Here is a 12,543-nt window from a genome sequence, read left to right on the forward strand (position 1 = left end):
GCCCGGCGAAGACCTGACCTTCGTTTGCATAATACCCGGCAAGTGCTCACAATAGACACCCACACTGTCGCTATTTCACCGTGCTGTTGTCTGAGAGATCGCCATGAATCAGAGCCACTTTTTCGCCCACTTATCCCGCCTAAAGCTCATCAGCCGTTGGCCGCTCATGCGCAATGTGCGCACGGAAAACGTCTCCGAGCACAGCCTTCAAGTCGCCTTTGTCGCGCATGCGCTGGCAGTCATCAAAAACCGCAAATTCGAGGGTAACCTGAACGCAGAACGCATCGCACTTCTGGCGATGTATCATGATGCCAGCGAGGTGCTGACCGGCGACATGCCGACGCCCATCAAGTACTACAACGCGCAGATCGCGCACGAGTACAAGAAAATAGAGAAGATTGCACAGCAGAAACTGGTTGAGATGTTACCGGAGGAGCTACAGCAGGATTATCGGATGCTGCTGGATGACAACTACACCAGCGAAGAAGAACGTGCCATCGTTAAACAGGCAGACGCGCTCTGCGCCTACCTGAAGTGCCTGGAAGAATTATCGGCAGGCAACGCAGAATTTATGCTTGCCAAAGCACGACTGGAAAAAACCCTGCAACAGCGCCACAGCCCGGAAATGGGCTATTTCATGACAGTCTTCGTTCCCAGCTTTAGCTTGTCGCTCGACGAAATCAGTCAGGATTCTCCGTTATAACGCGCATCCGTTCTAATGGGCAAACATCGTCAGAACGGGTACAGCCACGGCACTATCACCACGCTGACCAGCATTACCAGAACGGTAAAGGGGACACCAACGCGCACAAAGTCCCCGAATTTATAACCGCCTGGGCCCAATACCAGCGTATTCACGGGTGACGAAACCGGCGTCATAAACGCGGCGGATGCCGCAATCGCGATAATCATCGCAAAGGGATACGGCGACACGCCCATCTGCTTCGCTGCGGCGATCGCAATCGGCGCCATCAACACCGCCGTCGCCGTGTTGGAAATGAACAGGCCAATCACAGCACACAGCACAAACAAACACACCAACATCACATGTGGGCCGGCGTCCCCGGCAATATCCATCAGTCCTTTAACGATCAGCGTCACACCGCCGGTTTGCTGCAATGCCAGCGCAAACGGCATCATCCCGACAATAAGAATAATGCTTGGCCAGTGAATCGCCCGGTAGGCGCTTTCCATATCAATACAGCGGAATTTCCCCATCAGCAAGCAGGCTATCAACGCGGCAATCGCATTCGGAATTTCATCCGTCAGCATCATCGCTACCATTAACGCCAGACAAAACAGTGCATGTGGAGCCTGACTCACTGCGGGTGCGACATCATCAACTTCGGCAGGAAGATTAAGCAAAAGGAAGTCGTTTTTCTGCGTGTGCAACTGCCGGATCATACGCCAGTCGCCCATCACCAGCAGAATATCACCGAGTTGGAGCGGCTCATCGGCGAGGATACCTTCCATCGCCTCACCTGCCCGACGGATCCCCACGACACTCAGGCCATAGCGGCTTCGGAACCCAACATCGTACAGTGTTTTTCCCAATAGTTCGGAGTCAGGAATCAACGAGACTTCCGCCATCCCCACATCACGAGCCTGCTCAGAAAAATATTCACCGCGCAGCACCATTGGCTCAAGCCGCTGCCCGGTACAAAATTCACGTAAATCCACTTCCGATGCCGACATGTCGATCAACAAAACATCATTCAGACGAAGTTCGGTATTGCCCGCTACGCTGATCATCACGCGGCGAAACTTACGCCAGCGTTCAATCCCCACCACGTTCGCCCCAAAGCGCTGACGCAGGCATAAATCATCCAGACGGTGGCCAATAAAAGGCGATCCTGGACGAATCGCCAGCCGGCGCGCCCTGCCCGTCAGCCGATAATCACGAATCAGATCGCGGAACGTTCTTCTCTTCCACATCTCTTTTGCTGTCTCTGTCTCCGCGCCGCCAAGCCAGTAACGCGCCACCATCATATACGCCACGCCCAGCAGCAATACCACTATCCCTATCGGCGTCACGCTGAAGAACCCAAAACCTGCTACCCCTTCGCGCATCAACTCGCTGCTCACCACCATATTCGGCGGTGTCGCCACTAGCGTCATCATGCCGCTAATTAGCCCGGCGAAACTCAACGGCATCATCAATCTTCCAGGAGAAATCTTCATCCGCGCGGAAACACTCAGCACCACGGGAATAAAAATCGCGACAACGCCAGTGGAACTCATAAAGGCCCCCAGCAGCGCAACGGTGACCATCAGTAAGATCAGCATCTTCATCTCACCGCTGCCCGCAACGCGAACCAGCCAATCACCGACCTGATAAGCGATACCGGTACGAACCAACCCTTCACCAATCACAAACAGGGCAGCAATCAATATCACATTCGGATCGCTGAACCCTACCAGCGCTTCAGATAGTGTCAGCGTACCGCTCAGTACAAACGCGATGATGACCAACAGCGCTACGACGTCCATGCGTAATTTATTGGTGGTAAACAACACAATGGCGATCAGCAACAGGGATAAAACCCAGAGAAGTTCGCTATTCAAAACGGTCCCCTGACGGAAAAATGCATGTTGAGAGGTGTAGGTTCCGCATGCCCTAAAAAGGAGCCAACGCGCATGCAGCTTGGAGTATGACAGATACAGTCTGCCATAAAAAAACCCCGCGAACGCGAGGTTTGATCATATTTAGTCACAGTTTTGTCATTATGTTACAGACGACCTACTGGCGCAGTAGTACCTTAGCGCCATTCGGTAATTTTTCTATTTCTATCTGCTCCAGCGAATCCAGAATCAGATCGACCTGATCCAGTTTCGGGGTATCCGCTGGTGCCTTCACCGCAATAACGTTGCAGCCCGCGGCCAGACCCGACAGAACGCCTGCAGGCGCATCTTCAACGACGACACACTCTTCCGGCTTCAGTCCTAACTGTTGTGCGCCAAGTAAATAGGCATCGGGATGAGGCTTACCTTTGGCAACCTGCTCCGCCGTAATAAAGGCTCGAGGCGCAGGCAGTTCTCCACGGTGATGACGTGCGCTGGCAATCGGCACCGTACCGGATGTCACTATCGCCCAGGGAATATCCAGTGCATCCAAACGTTCCAACAGCGCCTTCGCCCCTGGCATGGCAACAATACCTTGTGTATCAGACGCTTCGGTTTTCTCCAACGCATCGAATTCCTGTTGAATCGTTTCTTCACTCTGCCCTTGAAGAAAGTGGCGTAGAGACGTAATGGCCTGCTTGCCATGAATAAAATCCAGCACTTCCTGTGGTTCAATACCGTGATCTTTTGCCCAGTTAATCCACGCACGTTCTACCGCTGGCAGTGAATCGACCAGTGTACCATCGAGGTCGAACAGAAAACCTTTACACTCCACAGAAAGCCCCCTTTTTCATTAATCAGGCGTTGATGATCTGAGCGATCTCCACCGCACTCAAGTGATACTGGCGCGGGCAAGATTGCCAGACAGCCAGCATTCTGTTGTATTTTTCCCACATCTTCGTCTGAGCATTAAACCCATGCGTGCCCGCATCAAAGTGGGGGTAGCGCCCCTCGACATGTACCATAAAGCGTACAAAACCGAGGTAGCGCGCTTCCGTTGCGGCATCAAAGCCCAGGAAGGTCAGACGTCGCTCATCCAAATCCTGCTTATCTTTCAGATTGGTCCACGACACCTGCAAAGCATGGTGCATTTCCATAATGTTAATAATGGTGCGGCATACTTCTTCGGTCAGTTCACCAAACTCACGATCCAGTTCGCGCATCTGCAAACCGTAACCACGTTCAATGATCGTTTGTAACCGACGATAGCGCTCCGCGTTCTCGGGATCGAGCATCGTCATCATTTTATATTGATTTGAAAGGATCAATCTCTGGGCATTCGTCATTTCCATGTTGCTCTCCTGAACCCTCTTTGGTGTAAGCCATGTCGCTAAATAGGTATTAACCGCAGAATCGCATACTGAATCGTGTCACGGTAGCGGTAGCCACCGCTTCTTTGATTTGAAACAGGGGAAAGAACAAAATAGCCATCAACCTTCACACAGCCTGACGCCGATCACAAATCATCAAGGAAGGTTTTATCAAGCTGGTTGAATGCTCGTTTCAGCACATCCGCCAACGTTTGGTAAGTCGGCGCCTCTTCCAATGGGGCTAACGCCTGACCTGACTCCAGCAGCTTATGACGAATCTCATGGAACCACTGCGCTAGCGTCGGCGGTAAAGGCGTCACGGAACGGCGGCCCAGCCACCAGAGTCCCTGCAACGGCAGGCTACAGGCAAACAGCGCGGTCGCAATGGCGGGGCCGAGCTGGCCACCGAGCGCAATTTGCCACGTTAAGGTAAACACCGCCAACGGCGGCATAATGCGGATGCCGAATCGCGTCGCTCGCGCCACGCGGTTTTCAGGAAAGACGGGTGCCAGCTGTTTTTCTGCCGGCCACGTTTTCATGTAATGCTGCCCACGTTGGAGTAGCTGTAGCCAACTGATTCTACTGTCTGGTTTCGTCGCCATAGCCACACCTCAACTTTACAGATAAAAAATAAAACTTTTGCACAAATCAACAACTCTAGTTGACAAGGTTAAAATATATTTTGTGTTTAACTTACGCTATCGGTATCCTAGACCGGCCTTTTGGCCGCTGTATACCTAAAGTAGTATGACTACACGCAAGGAGTATAATTCCCTTCGCGACATAAGCGCAGCCAACGGCCATAACGCGGCTATCCATCGCTTTAAAAGCTGCGGTTTACATCAGGTCGATGTCACGTTGTTGTATGGATGCATTGTTGTAACAAACGTGTTGTTTTAACAAACAATCGTTGTAACGATGATCCGACATAACATATGTCATAGTATCGACCCTATTTCATCATCGTGTCTGGTGTATCGCACCAAGGCATGATGTTAATCATAAATGCCAGCAGCGGCATATGATACGCTATGCCCTATATGACATTTTTTAACCATGTATAACAAGTAGGTACTTCCATGTCGAGTAAGTTAGTACTGGTTCTTAACTGCGGTAGTTCGTCCCTGAAATTCGCCATCATCGATGCGATTAACGGAGAAGAGTACCTGTCTGGTTTAGCCGAGTGTTTCAACCTGCCTGAAGCCCGCATCAAATGGAAAATGGACGGCGGTAAACAAGACGCCGAACTGGGTGCCGGTGCCGCTCACAGCGAAGCACTGAACTTCATCGTCAACACCATTCTGTCTCAGAAACCAGAGCTGTCGGCTCAACTGGTTGCTATCGGTCATCGTATCGTTCACGGTGGAGAGAAGTTCACCCAATCCGCGATCATCACTGATGATGTTCTTCAGGGTATCAAAGATGCTGTACCTTTTGCACCTCTGCACAACCCGGCGCACTTGATCGGTATCGAAGAAGCACTGAAATCCTTCCCTCACCTTGCTGCTAAAAACGTTGCTGTGTTTGACACCGCGTTCCACCAGACCATGCCGGAAGAGTCTTACCTTTATGCTCTGCCGTATAAACTGTATAAAGAAAACCACATCCGTCGCTACGGCTTCCACGGCACCAGCCACTACTTCGTTTCTCGCGAAGCCGCTAAAGTGCTGAACAAACCAGTAGAAGAGCTGAACGTCATCACCTGCCATCTGGGCAACGGTGGTTCCGTTACGGCAATCCGCAACGGAGAATGCGTTGATACCTCTATGGGTCTGACGCCGTTGGAAGGTCTGGTTATGGGTACGCGCTGCGGCGATATCGACCCGGCTGTAATTTTCCACCTGCACGACGCACTGGGCATGGACGTAGCCAGCATCAACAAATTGCTGACCAAAGAATCCGGCCTGCAAGGTCTGACTGAAGTGACCAGTGACTGCCGTTACGTTGAGGATAACTACGAGACGAAAGCAGACGCCAAACGAGCGATGGACGTATACTGCCACCGCCTGGCTAAGTACATCGGTTCCTATGCAGCACTGATGGAAGGCCGTCTGGATGCCGTTATCTTCACCGGTGGTATCGGTGAAAACGCCGCAATGGTTCGTGAACTGTCGCTGAAAAAACTGGGTCTGCTGGGCTTTGACGTCGATCACGAACGCAATCTGACTGCACGCTTCGGTAAAGGTGGCAACATCGCTAAAGATGGCACCCGTCCGGCGCTGGTTATCCCGACCAATGAAGAATTGGTCATCGCTGAAGACGCTTACCGTCTGACCGCGTAAAACAAGCCCCTCGAACACCGTCAGCCAAGGCTGACGGTGTTGTTTTTGACTAACGAGCAACCGTAAAGAGGTTCAGCCGTGTCCCGTATAATCATGTTGATCCCAACTGGCACCAGCGTTGGTCTGACAAGCGTCAGTCTGGGTGTCATCCGTTCCATGGAACAGAAAGGCGTTCGCCTGAGCGTGTTCAAACCTATCGCCCAGCCGCGCAGTGGCGACAATACGCCTGATCAGACGACCACCATTATTCGTGCGAATTCCGCTATCAACGCCGCCGAGCCGCTGGCGATGAGCCGCGTTGAAGCGCTGCTGAGCTCCAACCAGCAAGACGTGCTGATGGAAGAAATCATCGCGCGCTATCACGAAAATACCAAAGACGCCGAAGTCGTTCTGGTTGAAGGTCTGGTTCCTACCCGTAAGCACCAGTTTGCTAACGCATTGAACTATGAAATCGCCAAAACGCTGAACGCAGAAATCGTCTTCGTACTGGCGCTGGGTAACGATTCTCCGGCACAGCTGAAAGACCGTATCGAACTCGCGCGTTCCAGCTTCGGCGGCAGCAAAAACAAAAACATCATTGGCGTGATCATCAACAAACTGAATGCGCCGGTAGATGAGCAAGGTCGTACTCGCCCTGACCTGTCTGAAATCTTTGATGATTCCACGAAAGCCAGCGTTGCCAACATCGATCCGAAGCAACTGTTCGCTAACAGCCCGCTGCCGGTGCTGGGCTGCATTCCATGGAGCTTTGACCTGATTGCCACGCGCGCCATTGATATGGCGAAACACCTGAATGCCCGTATCATCAATGAAGGTGATATTCAGACGCGTCGTGTTAAGTCTGTGACCTTCTGCGCACGCAGCATTCCTCATATGCTGGAACACTTCCGTCCGGGTTCACTGCTGGTAACCTCCGCCGATCGTCCTGATGTTCTGGTTGCCGCCTGTCTGGCTGCCATGAATGGTGTGGAGATCGGTGCTCTGCTGCTGACCGGTGGCTATGAAATGGATCCGAGCATTGCCAAGCTGTGCGAGCGCGCCTTCCAGACTGGCCTGCCTGTATTTATGGTCAACACCAACACCTGGCAGACCTCACTCAGCCTGCAAAGCTTCAACCTTGAAGTTCCGGCTGATGACCGTCAACGCGTTGAGAAAGTACAGGAATACGTTGCACGCCACATCGACACCCAGTGGATCGATTCCCTGAGTGCCGAGTCCGAGCGTTCACGTCGTCTGTCTCCGCCAGCGTTCCGCTATCAACTTACCGAGCTGGCGCGCAAAGCAGGCAAACGCATCGTTCTGCCGGAAGGTGATGAGCCACGTACCGTTAAAGCCGCCGCCATCTGTGCTGAGCGCGGTATTGCACACTGTGTGCTGATCGGTAACCCAGGGGAGATTCAACGTGTTGCGGCAGCTCAGGGCGTAGAACTGGGCAAAGGCATCGAAATCGTCGATCCGATTGTCGTACGCGAACGCTATGTAGCACGTCTGGTTGAACTGCGTAAGAGCAAGGGTATGACCGAAGTGGTTGCGCGCGAACAGCTCGAAGACAACGTGGTTCTGGGTACGCTGATGCTGGAACAGGGTGAAGTTGATGGTCTGGTTTCTGGTGCCGTTCACACCACCGCTAACACCATCCGTCCACCGTTGCAGTTGATCAAAACTGCGCCGGGTAGCTCGCTGGTGTCTTCTGTGTTCTTCATGCTGCTGCCTGAACAGGTTCTGGTTTACGGAGATTGCGCCATCAACCCAGATCCGACCGCAGAGCAGTTGGCTGAAATCGCTATCCAGTCTGCTGATTCCGCCACGGCATTCGGCATCGACCCACGCGTTGCGATGATCTCTTACTCCACTGGTAACTCCGGCGCGGGTAGCGATGTTGAGAAAGTGCGTGAAGCAACCCGTCTGGCGCAGGAAAAACGTCCTGATCTGGTCATCGATGGCCCACTACAGTACGACGCCGCCATCATGGCAGACGTTGCACAGTCTAAAGCGCCGAACTCGCCAGTTGCGGGTAAAGCCACCGTGTTCATCTTCCCTGACCTGAACACCGGTAACACCACGTACAAAGCGGTACAGCGTTCTGCCGACCTGATCTCCATCGGGCCAATGCTGCAAGGTATGCGCAAACCGGTTAACGACCTGTCTCGTGGCGCACTGGTAGACGACATTGTTTACACCGTTGCTCTGACCGCCATTCAGGCTACACAGCTCTAATCTTTTGAGAGCGTTGATATTGATGCCAGCCTTCGGGCTGGCATTTTTATTTGTAAGAAGAGCAAGAAAAACGCTGCAGCGGGAAAAGCGGCAGCGAGACAGGAATGCTGGCCAATGTCAGATTATTTCTGCGAATCCGTTTCCGATGAAGCAACGTTGCTGTCGTTCTCATCATCAACATTGTCATGATTAACGACGGATTTCTCTGCGGCTTCTACCACCTCATTCAGCTTGCGTGAAATCGGCTTGCCATATTCCCGATCGCTATAGCGCGTTAGCCACAGCGACAGGGCTTTCAGCGAGTCCGGCGTAAATTCATCGCAGCGCGCGGTAATCTCCTGTGGCGTCAGCCAGCTGACTTCATCCACTTCTTCTTCCTGTAACGCGAATGGCCCGTGAGTAACGCAGCTAAACAACGCGCCCCACACCCGGCAATTCTCGCCTTCGTAATAAAACAGCCCATGCTCAGCAAACGGCACGCCAGCAATACCAAGTTCTTCTTCCGCTTCACGGCGTGCGGATTCCAGCATTTGCTCACCGCTTTGCACCACGCCACCTGCGGTCGCGTCCAGCCAGCCCGGATAGAAGTCTTTAATCTTGGTCCGACGCTGTACCAGAATTTTGCCCATACCATCATGCACAACAATGTAAGTAGCGCGATGACGAAGACTCTGCGCACGCATCTGCTGACGACTTGACTGAGCAATTACCTCGTTGTTTTCATTGACGATATCAACCCACTCTGTGCCTGCTGCCTGACTTTGTTCCGCCATCCTCTGAAACCCTTTAGTATCGGCACGTTGCTACGCGCGTCTGTTTTAAATGATCGATCTTTGCTGAGAATCTTCCCTGCTACCTTGCCGTTATTCAAGGGCAAAAACAGGGTATATGCTAAATTAGTGTCTAATTGAGACCTGTGCAATAGGCTCGCCGCCGTGTAACGGCAGAACCCGCAGCGTGTCTTGTTCAAGCAAGCCATAGCTCGCAGAGAATCCCCCTTTCGGCAAACTCACTGAGCCGGGGTTGAAAAAATAATATTCACCACGTCGCTCAGCAACCGGAATATGAGTATGACCATATACCAGTACATCCCCCGTGCGTAACGGCGGCAGGTTATCTGGATGATAAAGATGACCGTGCGTCAGGAAAAGGCGGTTTTGAGGCAGTAGCACATGTTGCCACGGTGCCGTTATCGGAAAGGTCAACAGCATCTGATCAACCTCGCTGTCGCAATTCCCGCGCACGGCGATGATACGTGACGCATAGGCGTTCAACTGAGTTGCCACTTCTGCGGGTTGATAGTTCTCCGGCAGCGGGTTGCGCGGACCATGATTGAGAGAATCGCCCAATAAAATAAGCCAGTCGGCATGACTCTGCTCAAAGATCTCCAGCACGTGCGCCGTCGCGCTGAGAGAACCATGTATATCGGACGCAAACATCAACTTCATCGTTATCTCCCCGCTTTATCTCAGTTGTGTTTATATTCATACCCCCCCATCCTTTATCGGAAATAGTCTACCAAAGTTGACCAGGTGCTTCCGGTAAAGATCGCACAACGACGTACGTCGTCGCTTATTTTTCACCCGCAGAAGTGGTAGGGTAAGAACCCGTCCCTCAATACGCTATTCTGACAGCGCATCGCGCTTTGAAGCGATAAACTGCCATACAGTCCATGATATTTTTCTGAATTAAAACGGAGACGTGATTCATGATTGACCTGTATTACGCACCAACCCCCAACGGACACAAGATCACACTATTTCTGGAGGAAGCGAACCTCCCCTACCAACTCCACCGCGTAAATATCAGCAAAGGCGAACAGTTCAGGCCGGAGTTTTTGGCGATCTCGCCTAATAACAAAATTCCCGCGATTGTCGATACGGAGCCGACGGAAGGCGATACGCCTATCAGCCTGTTTGAATCTGGCGCTATCTTGCTTTATCTGGCGGAAAAGCACGGTGTGCTGTTGAGTTCGTCACTACGTGAGCGCACGGCCACACTACAGTGGCTATTCTGGCAGGTCGCTGGTTTCGGGCCTATGCTGGGGCAGAATCACCATTTTAACCACTATGCGCCTCAGCCGGTGCCTTACGCCATTGAACGCTATCAGCAGGAGACACAGCGCCTGTATCGTGTGCTGGATAAACACCTGCAAGACAGCCCGTGGTTAGCTGGAGAGCATTACAGCATCGCCGATATCGCGACGTATCCGTGGGTGGTCTCTTATGCTCGCCAGCGCGTCGACCTTGATGATTATCCGGCGGTAAAAGCGTGGTATACACGCATTAGCGAGCGCCCGGCAACACAGCGGGCCTATCAGCTCGCCGAACAATAAAATTCTGGCATCATCTCATTCGGCCTTTGAGTATCTTCTGCTATGGTAATCAACATATTGTTGTTAACCATACCCCTGACGCGGCGGTTTAGCCGCAGTAACAGAAGCAACCGAGGGCCGAACAATGCCACATCACTATTCTGACGCCATTATTCGTATAAAAAATCTGCGGCTACGCACCTTCATCGGTATCAACGATGAGGAAATCACGAATAAGCAGGATGTGATCATCAACGTTGTGATTCACTACCCAGCAGAGCAGGCGCGCAACAGCGAAAATATCGCCGATGCGCTGAACTACCGCACCATCACCAAAAGCATTATTCGCCACGTCGAAGGTAACCGCTTCGCGTTGCTGGAAAAATTAACGCAGGATGTGCTTAACATCGCCAGCGATCATGACTGGATAACCTATGCTGAGGTAGAAGTCGATAAACCGTTTGCCCTGCGATACGCCGATTCGGTTTCTATGACCCTGCGTTATCACAAAGCATAAAGATATGGGAGCGCGCGATGCAACTACTCATAACTGGCGGAACCGGCCTTATTGGCCGCCATCTTATTCAACGATTACAGCGGCTTTCCCATCACATTACGGTATTGACACGCGATCCTGAGCGCGCTCGAGGTGTTCTTGGCAATCAGGTAGAATATTGGTCAACGCTGAGTAATATCACCTCACTGAACGGCGTTGATGGCGTCATCAATCTGGCGGGCGAACCTATCGCCGATAAACGCTGGACGCCACAACAAAAACAGCGCTTGGCAAAAAGTCGCTGGAACATCACCGAGCAGCTCACCACGTTAATCAAAGCCAGCAGTGAACCGCCGGCCGTTTTTATCTCAGGCTCTGCTGTCGGATATTATGGCGATCAGGGGGAAGCGCTGGTCACAGAGGATGAATCCCCGGTCGATGGGTTCACACATCATCTGTGCGCCCGCTGGGAAGCGCTGGCACAGTCCGCCGAAAGCGATAAAACCCGCGTCTGCCTGCTGCGCACTGGTATTGTTCTTGCTGCACAGGGGGGGGCGCTGGCAAAAATGCTGCCGATTTTCCGTCTTGGGCTTGGCGGGCCGATGGGTTCAGGCAAGCAATATATGCCGTGGATTCATATTGATGACATGGTTAACGGCATTATCTATCTGTTGGATCAGCCGATATTGAGCGGCCCTTTCAATATGGTTGCACCCTATCCGGTTCATAACGAAAAATTTTCCGCCACACTGGCACATGTCCTGGATCGTCCCGGTTTTCTACGAGCGCCCGCTTTTGCGATCAAGCTGCTGATGGGAGAAGCCTCGACGCTGGTGTTGGGCGGACAGCGCGCCATCCCACAGCGACTAGAGGCCGCAGGCTTTGGTTTCCGCTTCTTTGAGTTGGAAGAAGCCCTGCAAGACGTGGTCAAAAAACCAAGCTGAAATTTGATAAAATGCCCAAACATTCTGCACTTCTGGCGTAAAAATTGTGCTGAGGTGGGCATGACCGGCGGGGGAGCCGCATGGATGCGGCGAAAGGCAGTGCCGCGTAGGGAACGCGTCACTGGCGGCCCGAATAGCGGTCAGGAACGCCGAAGGCACCGCGCAGCGGCACAATTCTCGCCCAAAAGCCAGTGGTCAAGGAGCAGCGGCAACTGAGCGCTCCTTGTCGGGCGTGTGATGAAATGACAGAGAAATACGGTGGTTAACAAGCACGAAATTTTTACACTATCCGACATAGAGTGGTGAAAATGCTAGAGCATGAGTACCTGTTAACCGTTAGAGGCTGATTACCATCAGC

Annotated in this window: 12 protein-coding genes; 6 read left to right on the forward strand and 6 right to left on the reverse strand. The window is 52.4% G+C overall.

Features of this window, described 5'->3' with window-relative positions:
- The first annotated feature begins 103 nt into the window (after nucleotides 1-103).
- Nucleotides 104-703: a 5'-deoxynucleotidase gene (gene yfbR, locus ACKQAD_RS03460; protein WP_409158857.1), complete on the forward strand. Its 600-nt coding sequence runs from the start codon at nucleotides 104-106 to the stop codon at nucleotides 701-703.
- Between the two features lie 29 nt (nucleotides 704-732).
- Here yfbR and ACKQAD_RS03465 read toward each other — a convergent pair whose 3' ends face one another.
- The 4 genes from ACKQAD_RS03465 to yfbV form a co-directional block, all read right to left on the reverse strand.
- On the reverse strand, nucleotides 733-2,565 hold the full coding sequence (locus tag ACKQAD_RS03465; RefSeq protein ID WP_409158858.1) for an SLC13 family permease: 1,833 nt from the start codon (nucleotides 2,563-2,565) through the stop codon (nucleotides 733-735).
- 175 nt (nucleotides 2,566-2,740) lie between these two features.
- Entirely contained in the window at nucleotides 2,741-3,397 is a 657-nt protein-coding gene (locus tag ACKQAD_RS03470) for a sugar phosphatase (RefSeq protein ID WP_409158859.1), read from the reverse strand.
- Nucleotides 3,398-3,419: 22 nt separating this feature from the next.
- Nucleotides 3,420-3,914 (reverse strand): YfbU family protein, encoded by a 495-nt coding sequence (locus ACKQAD_RS03475; RefSeq protein WP_409158860.1) that lies wholly within the window; start codon nucleotides 3,912-3,914, stop codon nucleotides 3,420-3,422.
- A gap of 164 nt (nucleotides 3,915-4,078) precedes the next feature.
- Nucleotides 4,079-4,534, reverse strand: a complete 456-nt coding sequence (gene yfbV / locus ACKQAD_RS03480) for a terminus macrodomain insulation protein YfbV (protein ID WP_409158861.1) — start codon at nucleotides 4,532-4,534, stop codon at nucleotides 4,079-4,081.
- 477 nt (nucleotides 4,535-5,011) lie between these two features.
- Between yfbV and ackA the strand changes: the two genes are divergently transcribed.
- Nucleotides 5,012-6,214 (forward strand): acetate kinase, encoded by a 1,203-nt coding sequence (ackA, locus tag ACKQAD_RS03485; protein WP_409158862.1) that lies wholly within the window; start codon nucleotides 5,012-5,014, stop codon nucleotides 6,212-6,214.
- 78 nt (nucleotides 6,215-6,292) lie between these two features.
- On the forward strand, nucleotides 6,293-8,431 hold the full coding sequence (gene pta / locus ACKQAD_RS03490; protein ID WP_409158863.1) for a phosphate acetyltransferase: 2,139 nt from the start codon (nucleotides 6,293-6,295) through the stop codon (nucleotides 8,429-8,431).
- Between the two features lie 122 nt (nucleotides 8,432-8,553).
- Here the strand turns inward: pta and yfcD are convergent, their stop codons facing one another.
- Nucleotides 8,554-9,204: an NUDIX hydrolase YfcD gene (gene yfcD / locus ACKQAD_RS03495; protein ID WP_409158865.1), complete on the reverse strand. Its 651-nt coding sequence runs from the start codon at nucleotides 9,202-9,204 to the stop codon at nucleotides 8,554-8,556.
- A gap of 123 nt (nucleotides 9,205-9,327) precedes the next feature.
- Complete coding sequence (gene yfcE / locus ACKQAD_RS03500) at nucleotides 9,328-9,879, reverse strand: phosphodiesterase (RefSeq protein ID WP_409158866.1); 552 nt, start codon at nucleotides 9,877-9,879, stop codon at nucleotides 9,328-9,330.
- A 260-nt stretch (nucleotides 9,880-10,139) separates the two neighbouring features.
- On the opposite strand from yfcE, the gene yfcG reads away from it, so the two are divergent.
- The 3 genes from yfcG (at nucleotide 10,140) to ACKQAD_RS03515 (ending at nucleotide 12,185) form a co-directional block, all read left to right on the forward strand.
- Nucleotides 10,140-10,766, forward strand: coding sequence for a GSH-dependent disulfide bond oxidoreductase (gene yfcG / locus ACKQAD_RS03505; RefSeq protein WP_409158867.1), 627 nt, complete (start codon nucleotides 10,140-10,142; stop codon nucleotides 10,764-10,766).
- Nucleotides 10,767-10,890: 124 nt separating this feature from the next.
- Nucleotides 10,891-11,262 (forward strand): dihydroneopterin triphosphate 2'-epimerase, encoded by a 372-nt coding sequence (gene folX / locus ACKQAD_RS03510; RefSeq protein ID WP_409158868.1) that lies wholly within the window; start codon nucleotides 10,891-10,893, stop codon nucleotides 11,260-11,262.
- Nucleotides 11,263-11,279: 17 nt separating this feature from the next.
- Nucleotides 11,280-12,185 carry a TIGR01777 family oxidoreductase gene (locus ACKQAD_RS03515; RefSeq protein WP_409158869.1) on the forward strand — a complete coding sequence of 302 codons (906 nt, stop codon included), beginning with the start codon at nucleotides 11,280-11,282 and terminating at the stop codon, nucleotides 12,183-12,185.
- The last annotated feature ends 358 nt before the right edge of the window (nucleotides 12,186-12,543 follow it).

This window comes from Pectobacterium artocarpous (assembly GCF_046159765.1).
In the GTDB taxonomy this organism is placed as follows: domain Bacteria; phylum Pseudomonadota; class Gammaproteobacteria; order Enterobacterales; family Enterobacteriaceae; genus Pectobacterium.

Coding starts and splice junctions, on each gene's coding strand:
- ackA (WP_409158862.1), top strand. CDS start 5,012: ATGTCGAGTAAGTTAGTACTGGTTCTTAACTGCGGTAGTTCGTCCCTG.
- yfbV (WP_409158861.1), bottom strand. CDS start 4,534: ATGGCGACGAAACCAGACAGTAGAATCAGTTGGCTACAGCTACTCCAA.
- folX (WP_409158868.1), top strand. CDS start 10,891: ATGCCACATCACTATTCTGACGCCATTATTCGTATAAAAAATCTGCGG.
- ACKQAD_RS03515 (WP_409158869.1), top strand. CDS start 11,280: ATGCAACTACTCATAACTGGCGGAACCGGCCTTATTGGCCGCCATCTT.
- yfbR (WP_409158857.1), top strand. CDS start 104: ATGAATCAGAGCCACTTTTTCGCCCACTTATCCCGCCTAAAGCTCATC.
- yfcE (WP_409158866.1), bottom strand. CDS start 9,879: ATGAAGTTGATGTTTGCGTCCGATATACATGGTTCTCTCAGCGCGACG.
- yfcD (WP_409158865.1), bottom strand. CDS start 9,204: ATGGCGGAACAAAGTCAGGCAGCAGGCACAGAGTGGGTTGATATCGTC.
- ACKQAD_RS03475 (WP_409158860.1), bottom strand. CDS start 3,914: ATGGAAATGACGAATGCCCAGAGATTGATCCTTTCAAATCAATATAAA.
- yfcG (WP_409158867.1), top strand. CDS start 10,140: ATGATTGACCTGTATTACGCACCAACCCCCAACGGACACAAGATCACA.